We start from the raw sequence: 18739 nt of genomic DNA on the forward strand, positions 1-18739 counted from the left end.
CGGGAGATGATGAATTTCTTCAAGCCGAAGGCCGCCCGCGCGCTGGGATCGCCAAAGCCCGATCCCCGCGACAAGGGCGGGCCGCGCCAGCCGATGCTGATCGCCCGCGGCATCCGCAAGCACTTCCCCATCACCGGCGGCCTCCTGAACCGCCGCGTCGCCTCGGTCAGGGCGGTCGACGGCATCTCTTTCCAGGTCCAGAAGGGCGAGACGCTGGGCGTCGTGGGCGAATCCGGCTGCGGCAAGTCCACCCTCGCCCGCCTGCTCATGCACCTGATCCCGCCCGACGGGGGCGAGCTGATCTTTGATGGCCAGGAGGTAGGCGCCCGCGACGGGCTCAGCCTGCGCGAGTTGCGTCGCAACCTGCAGATGGTGTTCCAGGACAGCGCCTCCTCGCTCAACCCGCGCCTCCCGATCGAGGACTCCGTGGCCTACGGGCCGCGCGTCCACGGCATGCCCCCGTCCGCGGCGCGCGCCCATGCCCTCAGCCTGCTCGACCAGGTCGGGCTGCCCGCCCACCTCTTCGCCGGGCGCTACCCGCATGAACTCTCCGGCGGGCAGAAGCAGCGCGTGAACATCGCCCGCGCGCTCGCGCTCAACCCCCGCATGCTGATCCTCGACGAAGCGGTCTCGGCCCTCGACAAATCGGTCGAGGCGCAGGTGCTCAACCTGCTGCGCCGCCTCAAGCGCGACTTCAACCTCACCTACATCTTCATCTCCCACGACCTGCATGTCGTCCAGTACATCTCGGACCGCGTGCTGGTCATGTATCTGGGCGAAGTGGTCGAGATCGGGCCGGTCGACCGGATCTATTCCGCCGCCGCCCATCCCTACACGCAGGCGCTTCTCGCTTCGCAACTGCATGCCGACCCGCGCAACCGGGTCACGGAACCGCCGATCACCGGCGATCCGCCCAACCCCGTCAATCCGCCCGCGGGCTGCCGGTTCCACACCCGATGCCCCTTCGCCGAAAAGCTCTGCACCACGACGGCGCCGGCGCTGAACCCGCTGGCGCAAGACCCCGACCACGCCGCCGCCTGCCACATGGCCGCGCCCTCCTCGGGCCATTCGCGCGCCGCCATCCCCGGTCGCGCCGCGCCCGTTCCAGCCACAGGACCCATCCCATGACCCCAGCCAAGACGACAGCGCCCGGGGCCGCCGCGCCCCGACAGCCGCAGGCCCCCCTGCTGGACGTCAGCGGCCTCAAAGTGGATTTCATCAGCCGAGCCGGGCGCACGCAGGCCGTGCGCGACCTGTCCTTCACCCTCGAGGCGGGCGAGGTGCTCTGCATCCTGGGCGAATCCGGCTCGGGCAAATCCGTGACGCTGCGCGCCCTCATGCGCCTGCTGCCCGAAGGGCGGTCCGAGATCGCCGGCCGGGTCGATTTCTTGGGCGAGAATGTCCTGACCCTGCCCCGCCGGGCGCTGAACGACCTGCGCGGGGCGGGCATCTCGATGATCTTCCAGGAACCGATGACCGCGCTCGACCCGGTCTACACCATCGGCGACCAGATCGCGGAAACCGTCATGCGCCACACCGGGGCCAGCCGTGAGGCCGCCATGGCCCGCGCGCTCGAACTGATCGAACTGGTGCGCATCCCGTCGCCCGAACGCCGCCTGCGCGCCTATCCGCACGAATTGTCGGGCGGCCTGCGCCAGCGCGCGATGATCGCCGTCGCGCTCTCGTGCTATCCCAAGCTGCTTCTGGCCGACGAACCCACCACGGCGCTCGATGCCACGGTACAGGTCCAGGTGCTGATCCTGCTGCGCCAGCTGCAGCAGGATCTGGGCATGGGCACGATCTTCGTCACCCATGACCTCGGCGTTGCGGCCCAGATCGCAGACAAGATCGCGGTCATGTATGCGGGCAGGATCGTGGAGTACGGCAGCGCCGAAGAGGTGCTGCTCGCGCCCGCCCACCCCTACACGCGCGGCATGCTGGCTTCCACCGTCAGCGGCCAGCCCCGCGACCGCGACCTCGAGGCCATTCCCGGCAGCCCGCCCGACCTGCGCGCCCTGCCGCGCGGCTGCGCCTTCGCGCCCCGCTGCCCCCGCGCCACAGATCTCTGCCAGCGCGAAGAACCCGGCCTCACGCCAAGCGGTGCCTTCGGTCACCTGCTCTGCCACCACGCCCAGCCGTCCCCCAGAAACCCCGCCCCAGCCGATCGCGCCCCCGGCGAACTCGTCGCCGGACAGTAACCTTTTTCCAACCCCGAAGGAGACCGACCATGCATCCCAAGCTCGAAATCCCACAGGACATCCTCGACCGCGTGATGGAACGCCGCGGCACGACCCATATCCACGCCGATTTCAACCCGGCGACCACCGCGCTGGTCGTGGTCGACCTGCAGAACGCCTTCATGGTCGAGGAACATGCCGCCGCCTACGTCCCCGAGGCGGTCTCGGTCGTGCCCAACGTCAACCGCCTCGCCGCCGCTCTACGCAGTGCGGGCGGCAAGGTGTTCTGGATCCGCAACACGATCGACGAACAGACCCGCACCGAATGGTCCCACTGGTTCGCCATGACCAATCACGATCCCGAACGCGCCGCGACCCGGCAGGCCAATATGGCCTGGGGCGCCATCGGCCACGAGCTTCATCCCGATCTCGATGTCCAGCCCGCCGATGCCATCGTCTACAAGCGCCGCTTCAGCGCGCTGATCCAGGGCTCCAGCGACCTGCACGACCGCTTGCGTTCCTCGGGGATCGAAACCGTGCTCATCACCGGCACCGTGACCAATGTCTGCTGCGAATCGACCGCTCGGGACGCCATGATGCTCAACTACAAGACCATCATGGTCGAGGATGCCAATGCCGCGCTCTCCGACCGGGAGCATCATGCAAGCCTGCTCAGCATCTACGCCACCTTCGGTGACGTCCTCAGCACCGACGAACTGATCTCGCTCATGCGGCGCAACGCCACCCCGGCAGCGGCCGAATAGGCATTGGTCCGACCCGGGCGCCACGCGCCCGGGTCGGGGTTCGCCGGATGCCGGATGCCGGAAAGACCTTGTGGTGCGCGTAGTGCCCGGACGGATGCGGTAGCGTTCGGTGTGGAATCGAGGAGATAACCGTGACGACACGCAGCCAGATGATCGAACGACGCCTGCGCGAGGGCATCCTGGAAGGCGAATTTCCTGCTGAGCAAAGGATGAACGAGGTCGAGCTTGCCACGCGGCTGGGTGTGTCACGCACGCCCGTCCGTAGCGCGCTTGCCATCCTCGCGAAGGACGGGCTGCTGAAATACGCCCCTAACAGCGGCTTCACCGTGCAGGCCTTCGACAGCTCCGACATCGAGGCGATCTACGACCTGCGCGCCACCCTCTCGGGCCTGACCGCGCGCCTCGCCGCCGAACGCGGCCTCGCCCCTGATCAGCTCGACCGGCTTCACGTCGTCCTCTCGCGCTCCGAGCGGATAATCGACGAAGGCATCTGGACGCGCGAAACCCTGAGCGAATGGCAGGGCCTCAACGAAACCTTCCACGAGGCCATCGACAGGGCCTCGTCCAACGTCCATGCCGAGGCCGCGCTGCGCCGGACCAAAGATATCCCCTTGCTCAAGGAGATCCGCTACCGCTGGATCGAGCCCGATGCGCTGGCCATCAACCACGCCGCCCATGTGAACATCGTCGATGCGATCCGGCGCGGCCAGCAGGTCCGCGCCGAGGACATGTGCCGCGAACATGTCTACCAGAACGGCCAGCGCATCGTCCGCCAGTGGCGCAAGATCGAACAGCGCAACGCTGCTTCGGACGCGGCGAACGCCAAAGGGTCCGGCCACGACGCCTCCGCGCCCCCGTCCGACGACCCCGAAGATCCCGACGCGCTGTTCCGAAGCGCCTGACCCGCACCCGCCCGCCGCGCGACCGCCTTCGGCGCGCCAACGGCCTGCCGACCTCATCACAGGATGCCACGGTGAAGATGTTCAGACCTGACAGCGACGCGGGCGCGGCCGGACCGGAGCTTGGCCCCGCGCCCGGTCCCGGCCACCGCCCCGCGCCCGAGGACGGTCTGCCCCAGCCCCAGCGCGCGTTCGCCTTTGTCACCATCGGCATCGCCATCATGATGGCCGTGCTGGACAGTTCGATCATGAACGTGGCGCTTCCCACGATCGCGCGAGAGCAGGGGGTCGCTCCGGCTACGGCGATCGGTGTGGTCACCATCTATCAGCTCGCCGTTGTCATCTCGCTCCTGCCCTTCGCGGCGTTGGGGGAATCGGTCGGCTTCCGCCGGGTCTATTTCCTCGGCGTCGCCCTCTTTGGCGGGGCCTCCTTCCTCTGCGCCCAGGCCACCAGCATCGAGATGCTGAACGCCGCCCGCCTGCTTCAGGGCTTCGGCGCGGGCGCTCTCATGAGTATCAACGCTGCCATGGTGCGCCACATCATGCCCGCCAGCCGGATCGGCAGCGGCATCGCCGCCATTTCGCTGATCGTCGGGGTCTCGGCCGCCTCCGGTCCCACGGTGGCGGGGGCGATCCTTGCCGTGGCCTCGTGGCAATGGCTGTTCCTCATCAATGTGCCGCTCAGCCTCGTGATCCTGCTCTCGGGCCTCATCACCTTGCCCCGCATGGCCGGATCGCGCCGGGGCTTCGACTGGGTCAGCGCGGGCCTCAACGCCGTCGCCTTCGGTCTCACGATCTCGGGGCTTACCGCGCTGGGGCACGGCGACTGGTCCGCGCTCGTGGCGGGCAAGTTCGCCCTCGCCGCCCTCGCGCTCCTGGCTTTGACCCTGCGCCTGCAAGGGGCCGTCGCACCGATGCTGCCGCTCGACCTGCTGCGCATACGGCCCTTCTCGATGGCCATCATCGCCTCGGTCTGCTCTTTCGTGGCTCAGTTCATCGTGTTCGTCTCGCTACCCTTCTTCTTCAGTGTGACGGGGCGTACGGCAGTGGAGATCGGGTTGCTGCTGACACCCTGGCCAGTGGCCACCGCGGTCATCGCACCGCTCGCCGGACGCCTGTCCGACCGCCATCCGCCGGAATACCTCTCGCTCGCAGGCCTCGCCATCCTCGCGCTGGGCTTCCTCGCGCTGGCGACCATGCCGCCGGTGCCGGACAATGCCGACGTGGTCTGGCGCCTGACGATCTGCGGCATCGGGTTCGGATTGTTTCAGGCTCCGAACAACAAGGTCGTCATGACCATGGCTCCCCGAGACCGCAGTGGCGGCGCGAGCGGCCTTCAATCGACCGCGCGGGTTCTGGGTCAATCGATCGGTGCCGCCTTGGCTGCCCTGATGATCGGGGCGGCCGCCGACTTCGCCCTTCAACCCCTGATGGCCCTCGCTATCGCCTTTTGCGTCGTAGCCATCGCGGCCACTCTGGTTCGGACATCCCGTCCGACATAGCGACGGGAATCAGGAGGGGCCTTGCTGCACGAAGCCTGTCGGGGATCCAGATCCCGGTCCAGCTGCACGGCTGGGCGACATGTCGAGGCCCGCCCCGAGCCGCTGCCGCACCCCCGACCTGGTCCGCTTGTAACGCCGCGCTGCGTGAGCGTGGATGGCTGACCGTCTGGTTCCATCCGTCTACCCCTTGGCATGCGGCACCGTCGGGGCCGCAGATCGTGTCCCGGCGCGTGGTCTAGCTTTTGGCGAGCTTAACAGCCTTTTCCGCCGCCCTGGATAGCTCACGCCTTGAAGGTTGGCATACCGGAAGGCCGCAATGCCTGGTGGAAGACGCCAGTGTGCGGTTGTAGCCGATCCGCGACATTAGCCTGCTTCCATGTGCCGTCGCAGTCGGAGATCAGGCCCGTCGGACGGCCAAAAATAACTGAAAGTATCGTTGTGCTTGGTGCCCCCACACGGACTCGAACCGCGGACCTACTGATTACAAATCAGTGTGCCTGACAATTCGAGGGTGCATGAATTCTGTTCAAAACCATATTTTCATGAGGTTTCCTCAGGGTTCATCTTGACATGAGACGACACCAAATCCACCTGGTGTACGGAGACAGACGTACACAGGCCGTACATCATGCCATCTCTCAGGCTCACCCAGACCGAAGTAAAGAAGCTGGAAGGCACCCCTGGTAAGCAGGTGCTGTTCCGGGATGCCGAGGCCCCCGGTCTGGCCTTGCGCATCACTCCGAACGGGCACAAGACCTTCGTCTTCGGGTACTCGCTGCACGGCCATGAACGCCGGATGCGAATTAGTGACACTGCAACCTGTACCCTCGCTGAAGCCCGCGAGGCAGCGAAGAAGCTTCGTCGGGAAGTCGACAACGGCGTGGACCCGCTCGAGAAACGCGACGCCATCGCAGCCGCGCCGACCGTCAAGCAGCTATGGACAGACTACCAGAGAGACCACTTCCCGGACATTTCAGAGAAGCACAGAAAGGAACAGGTGGCCTACTGGGACCGCCATATCATCCCGGCCCTGGGAAACAAGAAGGTATCGGCCGTCACACGATTGGATGTCCTCAATCTGCACCGAAAGATCTCCCAGGCCGCACCCATACTAGCAAACAGGGTCCTAGCTTCCATCCGGAGGGCCTTCAGCTATGCCCTCTCTCGCGAGCTAGTAAAAGTCAACGTTGCCACAAACATTAAACAGAACCGAGAAAAGGCTCGCAGGCGCTACCTTACACCAGACGAAATGGCTCGCCTAGTCGCTGCACTGGGCCGCATGACGAACCGCCAGGCCGCGAATGCCATCACTCTCTTGGCCCTAACCGGAGCTCGTCGATCAGAGGTACTCGGCGCGCGCTGGGACGAGTTCGAGATTCCTGCGGCGGGGGATCAGCCACCAGCACGCTGGCGGAAACCGGCCGAACGCACGAAGTCGAGGACAGAGTCGAGTACGGCGTTATCAGATGCCGCGGTCACTCTGCTTCAACAGATGAGAGCGGAAGCGGCCGACCAGTCGGAATACCTGTTCCCCACGAAAGGCGGGACACCAATTCCCGATGTAAATAAGCCTTGGAACTGGCTTAGGAAAGAGGCTGATCTCGATGACTTCCGAATGCACGACTTGCGCCATAGCTTCGCATCTCTCCTCATTAGCTCTGGATACAGCCTAGCCGCGGTCGGAGAAATGCTCGGGCACTCGCAGCCTCAAACAACAGCCCGGTACGCACACCTAATGGATGCACCACAGAAAGCTGCCGCTGAACTGGTCGGCGCCGCCTGGAAAGCTGCGGCGGGGGATCAGGATCATAGCCAAAGCTAGATCTGGCAGAACTACACTCATCGATCTACTTCTACTTTTTGGAGCCCCAATGATGAAGCGACTAGACCCCAATGACGTCGGTGGAGCCGACATCGGTTCGACCCAGGATCTGTTGAGCATTGTAAACAAGCTCGCACGGCACCTCGCCATCGAGCTGGATCTCCATTATGGTACCAATGACTCTGAGAAGCTCTCCGAGGAGATCGAGGACCTCATCTCTGCTAGCGCCGCAATGCTTGCAAATGGCTATACTATCGATGGCGTCGTTAGCGAGATTATCGAGAAGTTCTATTTCGAGGACAATGTAGGGGACGCCTCCGTGCATTAGGCTCCGGATTCGTTGACCATCTGGTCTCGTCAGCCTGTTCATGATTTATGGTTGCTATCCTGGAGGGGCGGCGGCCTAGCCCGAGAACCTGTTCTGGCTGAGCGATGCGCAGATGTATGGGTCGTGGCCGCACCTGCCTGACAAGGTCCGTCGCATGGCGCGGGTGAATGACCAGCGGGTGATCTTTGGGGTCGTCCATGTGCTGCGGTCGGGGTGCCGGTGGGCGGGTGCGCCCCCTCCCTACGGCGTGCGCAAGACCCCCAGTAACCGATGACGGCGGTGGGCTGGGAAGGACCATTGGTTCCGCATACTCGAGGCGCTGGCGGATGTAGATAGCCGGCCTGTGCAGGTCCTCATCGACAACTCGGTTGTCTCCGTGCACCGCACGGCCGGAGGAGGCAAAATAGGGAGGTCGCGCAGGGCATCGGGAGCTCGCGCGGGCGGTGGACGACTTAGGTCCAGGCGCTCGCGGACCGCTGGTGCCGCTCCGTTCGGCCAGCGCTCACGGGCGTCAACGTCGCCGACGGCACCGCCGGACGCTGCTGCAGCGCCTGCCGCCAGACGTGCTCGTGGTGATCTAGCACAAGGGCTACGACAGCAATGTAGTGCGCGACCAAGTGAAGGATCGGGCCGCCTTGGCGGCGGCGTATGCCAAGCGAGGACGGATTGACTGGCTCAGAAATCGACGTCGATGAGGCCGTTCTCCCTAGCGTAGAGGTAGAGGCACCGCCAAGTCTTCTCGAATGCGTCGCCGACTACTCCGGTGATCTGGACGACCACCTTCGCACCGTCCGTGAACTCGATCCCGTAGGTCTGGTCGGTCCTGTTGCCTCCAGCGATAGCGCCGAGGATCGCCCCGACGGGACCGAGGAAGAGCGCGCCCGCCGCCGCCACCCCTGCAGCACCGTTGAAGTCCTTCCCGTCATTCGAGACGATCTGTTTAATGCGCTTGATGTCCTGCGGCCAATACTTCTTCTGGGGATTCTGGAAAATCACGCCGTGGAACCGCTTCGACGAAACAGACCACAGCACACCCGTCCCGATACCCATATGACCCTTGTAGGTGCCCCCGATGATCGGGAAGGCCAAGTAGCTCATCGAATCTGTCACTCCGAAAGTATAGATACTGGATGTATCGCACCCGTCCGAACCAGCTCAAGCGATGAGGACTAGGCGAGATTGGCCTCATTGATCCGACGTCGATCAGTTCAACGTTATTCGTCAGGAGCTGGCCCCAACAGGGCCCGCCTCCCTCGCCATGGCGGCGCGCTTCCGGGATCCCTCCCGGCAATACTCGGCATCCGCCCGGCACCACTCGGGACGAGCATCGCCGCACCACCGGCAGCGCCAGTTCCCGGATATCACGCAGCGCTGGATCGCCCTCGCGCGCTGAGCACGATGCCCGGCCCTGCCGTCCCATCCATAGGGAACGAACGATGAAGGTAAGCGTCCATCCTGGCATTCGATCCGCACGACATCAGGATCAGGTCCGGGCATGGGGTAGGCAGCTCCCAGGACTTCAGGCAGCCAAGGGGATGACCCCGGCAACGGACCCCGGAATAGGCAAGGCGGCACCGCCGCCGGGATCGATTGTTGATCGCTCATCTTACCTGCGCCACACGCAAGGCACGTGAGAGCAGGTTCCCAGCCACCTCTGAAATACAATCGAAGGCCGCTCTCCTAGGTGCAGGAAAAGGGTTCCCTTTTCGGTGGCTTGGGTCATCCCGCAGCCACCGGGGCCAAGTCCGTCGGACTTGGCTTCTCGGCACCTTCAATGTGGTTTGAGACCGGCGCATATGGGCCTCGGAACCGACCCATCTGGATGCTGGCCCATGCCGAAGCACGAACCACTGCTCACCCGTGACGAGGCCGCCATGCGCCTCAGTGTCTCCCCGCGTACGCTCGACCGCTGGCATGTTCTTCGGAAGGGTCCACCTCGAACGACGGCTGGCCGCCGAGTCCTTTATCGACCCGAGGCCCTCGACCAGTGGCTCTTGGAGCGGGAGATCGGGCCTAGGGATCTGGTCTGAGTTAAAGCCAACGTTCAGGCTCAAGGGCGGCCGCAGCATCGCCATCTAGCTACGACTGCAAAGTGGACGCTTCCTCTCCGATGTCGCGCTCGCCGCAATCGTCCACTTAGCAGTCATGAATTCGAGACTAATCATCCCTCACTATGAGGACATCGGGAGCTTCGAGTCCTTACCCCACTCGGACGAGCTCTGCAGTCTTCGGATCGTACTGCAGTCCGGCCACGGAACCGTCGACAATGGCATCGATCACGGAATCTACTACGAAAAGCGGGACGAGGAACCATTCGCGCGGGACGATCAGCCGGCCGAAGCGGTCCACGATCTCAATGTCCGCCCTTGCGGGCTCGAGCACTCTGTGAATGAGCGTCTCGAACCGCGACCGGGTGATGTTCATCAACTCGTAGGTCCGCTCAACTTTCACGCCGGCCATCAGGAACGTCGGCTGGTTCTCCGCGTCCGCGATGCGACGCGCGACCGTGCCGCCGGTGACGCCGATTTTGTGGAAGAGGTCCCGCCGCTCCACGATCCAGGGATCATCGGATAGACTGCTGAGGACATAGATCGTCCCCGTCCGCTGGTCTTCATCCTCCTGTACACTGCCGAAGAGGGGACCCGCGTTAGGGTCTGTGATCCTGCGCCCGGCCGCGTCTCTGTGAAGCGCTCGTTGCAAGGACCGCATCAGCAAGTCGCTCTGCGTGCCGTTGTCGTAGATCACCCGAAGCCGCGCATCCGTCTGGTCGTAGTCCTTGCGTATCTCGTCGCCCTTCTCGGCAACGTAAGCCTTCTGGCCATTGAGGATAAAGAAGCGGCCGACCTCGATCTCGGATCGGGCCTCAAAGGGCCTCGTCTCTCGGACTCCCGCGTCTAGTTCCGCCTGCACGGCCTCGAACAGGGGCCGGAACCGGTCGAAGTCGGGACAGGGATCGCGTTGGGCGATTTCCTCAGCGGCCTTCTTCTGTGCGGTCGACCGGACGTGGCGCAGGGTCGTGAGGTCGGACGCATCCTCCTCGATTCCTAGGGATGCGAGCAGCGCCGCGTCATCGTCCTCCTCGGCGCCGCCATCCGGCGGGAGCGATGGTGCGGGCAGCAAGCCTTGGTAGTCGACCGGCTTGAGCAGGTCGTGCCATTCCGTCAGTCCCTGGAGTCGCCTTAGTCGGACGGCGTAGAGTCGTTCGAAGATATCGCCCTCCGGCGCGTGGCACGGCATGCGGCCGTGCTCCGCGACGAAGCGCTGGATGTCCTCAAACCCCGCCAGGACGCGCTCCTCCTGCGGGCTCCGGGCGCGCTGGGGCTCCGCCTCGATCTCGACGCCGAGATCGGCGAGTAGGTCCTCGTCACTCTGCTCAGCCACGGCGCGCCTCCTCTACCCTGCGCTTAAGAAACGCGATCCCCTCGGCCATGCGCCGCTCCCACGGGTCCTGGGCGGTTACCGAGGGTAGTCGCCCGCGCTCCGCGTGGAACTGCTTGGCTCGCTTCGCCAGGTCGCGCGCCTCCTCGAGCGAGAGGCTGGTCTTCTTGCCAGCAATGATCGCGGCGACGGCTTTCAGGCTGTTTTCGTTCATGGTCTTGGCGAGGATCGAATAAGCCTCGCCGAAGGGATTGATCGCGTCGATCAGGTCGATGTCGAGGTCACGCACGTCCATCGCGAACTTCCGCACCCCATCGATCAAAGCCGTGTTGGGCGAGGGCTCGTCGGGGTCCGCCTTCGCCTTGCGGACCTCCTCGGACGCCTTCTGCGTCAGGTTCAGTGCCGCGACAGCCCGCTGACGGATGGCCTCTTGGTCCTCTTCGGGCAGTTCCGGGTAGCGGTCCTTGATGACCTTGCCCATGCGCACGACCGTCAGTTCTTCGGGCACGAGGTCCTCCTTCTCGGTAAAGAGGCCCTTCTCGACCGTATGCCGGTCCTGGACGAAGCTCGCGATGATATCATTGATGTCGTCCTCGCAGGCAGAGCGGCCTTTCTCCGTCGTCGGCTGCTTCAGCCCTTTGATTTCTATCTGAAAAGCAGCCTGTGGGCCATCCGACACGAACCCTACATTCGTCTTCGCCTCGTCGTAGCCGCCGGGACCATAGTCCACGCCCTCCTGAGGCTTGCTCTGGGGCGTCTTGGGTACAAACTCGAACCGAGGGGCCAGCACCTGCTCCATCAGCAAGCTCGCGGCGATGGCCTTGAGGGTATCGTTCACCGCTTCGGTTACGGCCTCGTCGGAGGCCGACGGCTCGGCGATCAGGTTGGTGAAGCGAGCGCGAGTCTTGTTCGGGGCATCGCGGGTGGCGCGGCCGATGATCTGCACGATCTCAGTCAGCGAGGCGCGGTAGCCCACGGTCAAGGCGTGCTCGCACCAGATCCAGTCGAAGCCCTCCTTCGCCATCCCAAGGGCAACGATGATATCGACATGGTCGCGGTTGTCCTTGTGGGCTGGGTCCTTCAGCGCGGCGAGCACGCGGTTCCGGCGGGCAGGATCGGTGTCGTCCACGAGGTCGGCGATCTTGATCGTCTGTCCTCCTGGCGTCTCGACCGTTTGAAAGCCAGTAACTGGGTCTACGCCCTTCCATTCTCCCAAGGCGTCGATGATGTGCTCGACCTCCTTGTGCTTGTCCTTCGTGCTCTCGCGCGAGTTCACAGAAGGGATGTGGAGGATCGTCTTCTCGGCCGGGTCCAGAACCGCCAGAATGTCGTCGGCGTAGGACCCAGTGTAGAAGAAGTAGCCGATGTCGAGCTGCTTCAACCAACGGTAGCCGTTGAGTTGCTCGTAGTAGGTGTAGGTGACGGTGTCAAAGCGCTGCTCGTCCTCGGGCGACAGCACGGCCTCGGCGTCGCCGCGGAAGTAGCTGCCGGTCATGGCAACGATGTGGGCGCGATCCCGGGCGATCAGAGCGCCGAGATGCGCACCCAACCTGTTGTCGGGGTTGGCGGAAACGTGGTGGAACTCGTCCACCGCGATCAGGCGGTCGTCGAAGGCCTCGATCCCGAAGCGGTCGACGGCGAAGCGGAAGGTGGCGTGAGTGCAGATTAGCACGCGGTCGTCGGATGCCAGGAACCGACCCACGGCGCCGACCTTGCCGTCGTCGCCGCCGGGTGCGTCGCAGAGGTTCCATTTGGGCTCGACGGTCCAGTCCGCCCAGAAGCCGAACTTCGACAGAGGTTCGTCGGCGAAGGACGCGCCGATGGAGCGCTCGGGCACCACAACGAGGGCTTGGCGCATGCCCTGGTTCGCCAGTTTGTCGAGCGCGATGAACATCAGGGCGCGACTCTTGCCGCTCGCCGGGGGTGACTTGATCAGCAGATACTGCTCGCCCCGCTTCTCATAGGCGCGTTCCTGCATCGGGCGCATGCCAAGCTCGTTCGAGGCATGGGTGGCTCCGGTGCGGGCGTAGGTGACGGAGACGGAAGGGACGTGATCAACCATGAAATTCTCGGAGTTATGCTGCCACGGGCGTCTTGGCGGCTACCAGGATTAAAACCTGATCAACAGCCTCAAGGCGTCGGAATCAGAGCTAGTCATTTGTTCCGTAAGGCATTTCTCAATTCTCTCCCTCGTGCGGACCTCTTGGAATCAAGACCCGATCAAAAACTATGCCGGCCTACGCCCAGGCCGGGACGTAGCCGGCGCGGGGATGGTCCGGGTCGGCAGGCCGGATCAGACCCTCGTCCTGCGCGTGGCGGATAATCACTGAGGCCTGAGAGGCGTGGTCGATCCCTAGCCGCTCGCGAAGACTGGCGTTCGTCATCTTCTGCCCGCTCTCGTGCTTCAGCGCTGCATGCTGGGCGCACGCGCGCAGCCTCTCATCAGGGGACATCTGTGCGAACCCGCGGGGGGCGAAGAACGAGACGCGGACAGCATCGCCGACCGTTCGAAAGTCCGGCGGCGGGAGCTGATGCAGTTCGACCGCCGTGATCACCTTGTCGATGCCGGTCCCCTGCTCTTCGCAGAGCCTCATGCGGCGCATGAGAGCCGCCAGCGCCTCGTTGCGAGACTGGGGCGGAGCGTCGAGGAAGCGGGACGGGTCGACCAACGGCTTGCCTGGGTTGGTGATCTCCATCCGGTCGGAGAAGAGCTCGACCAGCGGACCAGCGCCGGTGACGGTCATGTCCTGATGGATCAGAGCGTTCGCGATCAACTCGCGGATGGCAATGGCAGGATAGAGGGGCCGCTCCTGGCGGAAGGCGCTGCCGATATACTCGTTTCGCGGCAACAGGCCGTCGATGTAGTCGATGAGTCCCTTGAATCCGACCGCGTAGCCGCGCCGATTATCCTGCCGATGGGTGACGGTGTCCGCCCGGCCCTGGCCGCCATAGGCGACAAACCGAACTGCCTTCCGCGCCAGGGAGGTATCGAAGTCGTCGAGTTGCTTCGCGAACAGGATCGCGCCGAGATTGGTGATGTTCCAGTGTTCGCCGACATCCTGCTGGATCAGCCGATCCGCTGCGAGCTTCTCGAAGATGCCCGCGCGGTTGTCGGGCAGCGGCCGGCCGGTCAGATCGAAGTAGCCGGCGTAGTCGAGGCGCGCGAGGACATCGTCGCCGGACAGGAACTGCGCGGCGACCCCCGCTTCCCATGCGAAGGCCTGGAGCTTGCCCCATAGCGCCGCCAGGCGCTCCGGATGGTCCGACAGGCGTGGCGTCGCTTCCCCGATCCGCAGGAAGGCGGTGCGGTCGAACTCGACAGGCGCGCTCGGAGCGGCTGGGATCGAGAGGAGGACCAGGCGATGGCCACGGTGTTCCAGAGTCTGGAACTGCAACGCGATGGACGGGCGAAGTCGGCTGGCCAGCCACATCTCGAGGGGCTGGCCCTGCTCGCGCTTCGTCCCCGGCTCGAAATCCGTGCCGACGATCTCATGGTCGCCGTCACGAATGCCCCAGACGATGTAGGCATAGTGCTGGTCCGAGAGCCGGGCGGCATTCGAGAGCGCGGAGACGAGCTTGCCGATCATGGGGCCGTCCGCCTTGTTCTCCTTGAACTCCAGCCAAGCCGTCTCCGACGGCCGGGCGCGCAGGTCGTCGATCAGCCGTCGCGTGCGTTCCAGTTGGCGAACGGGGTCCAAGGTCATGCGCCCCGCTTCCTCGCGCCCTCGGCAGCGGTCATCCTGGTGTAGCGGTCGAAGAGGTGCTCCAGGCGTTCCGTGTCGTTCTTGAAGCGGCGGCCGATGTAGATGCGTTCCAGGGTCTCGTCGTTGGCGTCGTGGGCGGCGCGGAGGTCGTCAGGCATCTTCTCCGGGTCGTAGAGGTCGGCGATGGTGGCGGGAAAGTACGCCTCGCGGGTCAGCAGGATGCGCTCCGCGCAGGCGGTGAGATCGTCTCGGTTCTTTTGGGTGAGGGTGGGGACAGGGAAGGTGTTCCAGCCGAGGGTGTTAGAGTAGCGGAAGTCAGTCTTCAACTTACCGCAGACGGTTGTTATCCAAGCTAGATGCAGGCGCGACTGAAGGATGGCCACGTTCCACAGTGGCGCATCGTAAAGCGCCATCGCTGCGTCCGAGACGATGACATTCGATGGCAAGACGTCGACTGGGAGAAACTCCCTTCTGTTGGATGAAACGCGCGGCACGACAATTTGAATAGACTGAGCGACGATCACCCGCTCGAAGCGATGCGGCGTGTTCACACCCAGCTTCCCTCGCTCACTTCCAGCCTCCCGGTACGCGCGAATTGCATTCAGGCGCTTTGCAATCTGGGGAATTCTCATGGCCATTGCATAGTCATCATCGTCGATCCATAAGCAATAGCGCAAGGTTCCATTAATTGCCTCACTCGATCCCACAATACGCCGGATCATTCGACGTGCAATTGGTTCGGCCTCGACGATCTCGCCTGCTTCCTCCGAAGTCAGCATGAAGTTACCTTTATCCCGAGGAATATTACCGGCATTCATGAGAGGCAGTCCAGAAATGCTGCGAGACCTCGAAGCGACGATTAGGGACTGGCCATCGACGAGATAGGCGTTAATCGAAGATACTGATCTTTCGAGCTCACCTTCCCATATGGTCTTGGCTGCCTGCCCTACCGGAGCGACTCCGACTGCGGATACGATGACACCTGCATTGTTCGCTGCATTGTTGGACCACTTAAAGTCCTTGTGAGCAAAAACGATTTCGTTGCCATCAGAGAACACACGAGGCCATACTGCTGGCACTTGAACCCCTTGGTTGATCGAATTCGTCGTGACGAAGGCGAAGGCGCTCTGTCCCCGGAGGAACTCAGAAGCCTTCCATATCCACCCGGTAATGTAGTCGATTGCCTTTTGCGGCTTGCCCCTCACTAGTGCAGCCAGGTCGGACTTCTGCTCGGGGTTCTGATACTTGTCGCCAAGGTACGGCGGGTTCCCACAGATATACGTCTCTCCGCCCTCGTTCTCGAAGTCGATCTCTGCCTGGTCCGGCTCGACCCCAAACAGGTCGCCCGAGCGCACCTTCGCCCCCGTCCCCGTAGGTGGGCAGATCTCCAGCCAGTCGAGGCGCAGGGCGTTGCCGCAGGTGATCCAGTTGCGCGCGTCGAGCGGCAGGAACTCAGCCAGTGCCTCCTTCTGGCCGCGGTACAGCACGTCGCACTGATACTCCGCGATGATCAGCGCCAGCCGCGCGATCTCGGCCGAGAAGTCCCTGATCTCGATGCCCCGAAAGTTGGTCAGCGGGATGTCTGTCGGCCGGTCGAGCTCACCCCGCCGCCGGTTAACCTCCGCCTCGATCCCACGCATCTGCTTGTAGGCGATAACCAGGAAGTTGCCCGACCCGCAGGCCGGGTCGAACACCCGGATCCGCGCCATCCGCTTGCGCAGGTTCAACAGCTTGCGCCCGTTGTCGCCCGCTTCGCTGAGCTGCCGTCGCAGGTCGTCGAGGAAGAGCGGGTTCAACACCTTCAGGATGTTCGGCACGGAGGTGTAGTGCATCCCCAGCGCGCTGCGCTCCCCCTCATCGGCGACGGCCTGGATCATGGAGCCGAAGATGTCCGGGTTGATCTGCGTCCAGTCGAGATGGCCGATATGCAGCAGGTACCGCCGCGCAAGGCGAGAGAACTTCGGCACCTCCACGGAGCCCGAGAACATCTCGCCGTTCACGTAGGGAAACGCATCGGCCCAAGGGCGCAGGCCAAGAGCCGCGCGGTCCTTGATCTTGGTGTTCATCGCGCGGAAGATCTCAGAGATGACCCAGTCGGTGTTGGAGTCGTCCGACATCTGCTCGACCGTGGCGGTGAACAGGCCGGAGGAGCGGAAGATGTCCGTATCCTCGGCGAAGAAGCAGAAGATCAGCCGCGCCATGAAGTGATTCATGTCGTGGCGCCGCGCATCGCTGCCCCAGTCCGGGTTCTCCTCCAGCAGCTTCACGTAGAGCTTGTTGAGCCGCGCCGTGGCGCGGATATCAAAGGCGTTCTCGCGGATCTTCTCGACGGTGGAGATGCCGGCGAGGGGGAGAAAGAAGCCGAAATGGTTCGGGAAGTCCGCGTAGTCGCAGACGACAGGAGCGTCGGCCGTGTTCAGCGCCTCGGCCTCCAGCGTCTGGCCGTCGGTGGCGAGGATGAACCGGACCTTGTGCTGCTTCTTGAGCGTTGCCGGGCTCGTGCGCAGCGCCTCCATCGCCGCGGGGACGCCGCCAGGTTCGGTTGTGAGGATGTGGATATTGCCAGTCTGGAGCACGCCGCCGAGGTCCGACTTGTTCGACGTGCCGTTACGCAAGCGTTTGAGTGTCGTGGCCTTATTCCCGAAGGCTTCGAGGAACGCGAAGGGGAACTCAGATGCATCGAAGGGCTTCTCGGCAAGCTCCGTGATGGCCTGCTCGATCTCGACTGCGTTCATCAGCGTCCCCGTTCGTCGCGCCCTCGGCCACCATGGCAGGGCCGGGCCACAAGCGCACGGGGGAAGTCGCGGGCATTGCGGTTGTTCCCCTTCTTGTGTGCCGTCAGGGTACGCGCCGAGTCGGATAAGGACAGCTCGCTGCACGGACGTATCGAGGGTCGGACGGCGGGCATGCCGAAGCTGTCGCACTACGGCGAGCCGTTGGAGATTGCGCTGACCGTCAGCGCTATCTGTCGGATCGGACACCAATCCGCCCAGACCTTCCGCGCCAGGCCCAGTCCGGTCGCGGCCGACCACAACCGCCGCTCCGCCACCCGTGATCAGCCGCGCGAGCCTGTAGCGCGCCACCATCATCGACGCTCTCGCGATGACAACACCTCCGAAATCAGGGAACCACGGTCGGGGCGCCTATACCGACTGGGACCCGGAGATCAGGCCCGATGCTCTGAGGCTTTCGCATAGGAGATCAAGCGGCTGGAGTAATTTGGAATGGGCTTCAACCTCTGGCCTATTCTTGAGGACTACTTTATCTGAATATGATAGCACCCCAAAAGTCCAGAATTGGCGACAATTTAATTCAAGACAGTGAAAAGACCTAAGTAGGCTTGAAATATGAAAAAAACATGTACTCCTTCCCTATAACTAGAATAGGAGGCGTGACATCATTCGCGTTTTACCAGTGACAATCTCGACAGGCAGCCCGCCATTCTGGCCTAAGGAACGGGATTACGGACAGTGACAGCCACTGTTATCGCCCGAGATGCGACTAACTCGCTGCGCGCCCACCCAAATCGGCATCCGACCCCGCCTTCTCCAAAATTTTTTCGCATGGGCTAGGATAACTCAGGCGAGGCTTCTAGCGAAGCGGCATGCGACGGCTCGAGCCAAGGAGGATACGTCAGACATGACCTGACAAAACACGCACTGGTATGACTGGGAAACACAAGGCCGCAACAGGCCAGTCGACTTTCGGAAATAGAAGAGGACGGAGGAGGAAAAGGCCGGGAGATGGAATCCGCTTCGCCAAATGGTAGCCGGGTGCCAGGATAAAGTCGCGCTATGAACATATCATATTCAGGGAACAGGAATCGCGTCTCACCAATGCAAAAGACGCAATGATCAGTTGTAACAATAGCGGGAGTAGGCGCTTCCTAACGGATTAGGCTTGAAGAAATGTAGCGCGGCAACCTCGAGAAATAATTACAAGAGAAATGAACGCTGGAAGCCGCGTTGATGCCTTGGCGACTTACCGATAATCGCGGGCCGCGGATTCGGACGAATGAAGTTGAAAACATGCATTGCCGGATATTAGGCCGTGTTGACAAAACGTCGGATCCACAAGCGGATGCATGCGATGTCGACGAAGCCGAGGAAGCTGGTGGCGGTCTTGTCGTAGCGGATTGCCACGCGGCGACTGTTCTTGAGCTTCC

General features: G+C 63.3%; 13 protein-coding genes, 1 tRNA gene and 1 pseudogene. 8 read left to right on the forward strand and 7 right to left on the reverse strand.

Going from position 1 to position 18739, the window contains the following annotated elements; genetic code table 11:
* Positions 1-6 precede the first annotated feature (6 nt).
* The 5 genes from DR046_RS02675 (at position 7) to DR046_RS02695 (ending at position 5342) form a co-directional block, all read left to right on the forward strand.
* The gene (locus DR046_RS02675; protein ID WP_306418021.1) at positions 7-1128 is read left to right on the forward strand and encodes an ABC transporter ATP-binding protein; all 1122 of its coding nucleotides are present in this window, start codon (positions 7-9) and stop codon (positions 1126-1128) included.
* Positions 1125-2198, forward strand: a complete 1074-nt coding sequence (locus DR046_RS02680; protein ID WP_115379644.1) for an ABC transporter ATP-binding protein — start codon at positions 1125-1127, stop codon at positions 2196-2198. The genes DR046_RS02675 and DR046_RS02680 overlap by 4 nt, the downstream gene beginning before the upstream one ends.
* A gap of 29 nt (positions 2199-2227) precedes the next feature.
* Positions 2228-2941, forward strand: a complete 714-nt coding sequence (locus DR046_RS02685; RefSeq protein WP_115379646.1) for a cysteine hydrolase family protein — start codon at positions 2228-2230, stop codon at positions 2939-2941.
* Between the two features lie 131 nt (positions 2942-3072).
* Positions 3073-3843 (forward strand): GntR family transcriptional regulator, encoded by a 771-nt coding sequence (locus DR046_RS02690; protein WP_135227243.1) that lies wholly within the window; start codon positions 3073-3075, stop codon positions 3841-3843.
* A gap of 77 nt (positions 3844-3920) precedes the next feature.
* Complete coding sequence (locus DR046_RS02695) at positions 3921-5342, forward strand: MFS transporter (RefSeq protein WP_115379763.1); 1422 nt, start codon at positions 3921-3923, stop codon at positions 5340-5342.
* 443 nt (positions 5343-5785) lie between these two features.
* On the opposite strand, the gene DR046_RS02700 is transcribed toward DR046_RS02695, so the two are convergent.
* Positions 5786-5857 (reverse strand) — tRNA-Ser (locus tag DR046_RS02700).
* 113 nt (positions 5858-5970) lie between these two features.
* Here DR046_RS02700 and DR046_RS02705 point away from each other — a divergent pair.
* Both DR046_RS02705 and DR046_RS02710 read left to right on the forward strand, forming a co-directional pair.
* The gene (locus DR046_RS02705; protein WP_115379650.1) at positions 5971-7164 is read left to right on the forward strand and encodes a tyrosine-type recombinase/integrase; all 1194 of its coding nucleotides are present in this window, start codon (positions 5971-5973) and stop codon (positions 7162-7164) included.
* Between the two features lie 52 nt (positions 7165-7216).
* Complete coding sequence (locus DR046_RS02710) at positions 7217-7492, forward strand: hypothetical protein (RefSeq protein WP_135227244.1); 276 nt, start codon at positions 7217-7219, stop codon at positions 7490-7492.
* A gap of 675 nt (positions 7493-8167) precedes the next feature.
* On the opposite strand, the gene DR046_RS02720 is transcribed toward DR046_RS02710, so the two are convergent.
* On the reverse strand, positions 8168-8590 hold the full coding sequence (locus DR046_RS02720; protein WP_115379656.1) for a hypothetical protein: 423 nt from the start codon (positions 8588-8590) through the stop codon (positions 8168-8170).
* Between the two features lie 734 nt (positions 8591-9324).
* On the opposite strand from DR046_RS02720, the gene DR046_RS24790 reads away from it, so the two are divergent.
* Positions 9325-9522: a helix-turn-helix transcriptional regulator gene (locus tag DR046_RS24790; protein WP_115379658.1), complete on the forward strand. Its 198-nt coding sequence runs from the start codon at positions 9325-9327 to the stop codon at positions 9520-9522.
* A 169-nt stretch (positions 9523-9691) separates the two neighbouring features.
* On the opposite strand, the gene DR046_RS02730 is transcribed toward DR046_RS24790, so the two are convergent.
* The 5 genes and pseudogenes from DR046_RS02730 to DR046_RS02750 form a co-directional block, all read right to left on the reverse strand.
* Positions 9692-10873, reverse strand: a complete 1182-nt coding sequence (locus tag DR046_RS02730; protein ID WP_115379660.1) for a GIY-YIG nuclease family protein — start codon at positions 10871-10873, stop codon at positions 9692-9694.
* Positions 10866-12932 carry a pseudomurein-binding repeat-containing protein gene (locus DR046_RS02735; RefSeq protein ID WP_115379662.1) on the reverse strand — a complete coding sequence of 689 codons (2067 nt, stop codon included), beginning with the start codon at positions 12930-12932 and terminating at the stop codon, positions 10866-10868. The genes DR046_RS02730 and DR046_RS02735 overlap by 8 nt, the downstream gene beginning before the upstream one ends.
* 175 nt (positions 12933-13107) lie before the next feature.
* Positions 13108-14574 carry an ATP-binding protein gene (locus DR046_RS02740; RefSeq protein WP_115379664.1) on the reverse strand — a complete coding sequence of 489 codons (1467 nt, stop codon included), beginning with the start codon at positions 14572-14574 and terminating at the stop codon, positions 13108-13110.
* Positions 14571-17309, reverse strand: a complete 2739-nt coding sequence (locus tag DR046_RS02745) for a class I SAM-dependent DNA methyltransferase (RefSeq protein ID WP_115379666.1) — start codon at positions 17307-17309, stop codon at positions 14571-14573. The genes DR046_RS02740 and DR046_RS02745 overlap by 4 nt, the downstream gene beginning before the upstream one ends.
* Positions 17310-18617: 1308 nt before the next feature.
* Positions 18618-18739: pseudogene (locus DR046_RS02750) on the reverse strand (IS5/IS1182 family transposase); the annotation flags it as partial.

Origin of the sequence: Jannaschia formosa, assembly GCF_003340555.1 — a bacterium.
Classification (GTDB): Bacteria; Pseudomonadota; Alphaproteobacteria; order Rhodobacterales; family Rhodobacteraceae; genus Jannaschia; species Jannaschia formosa.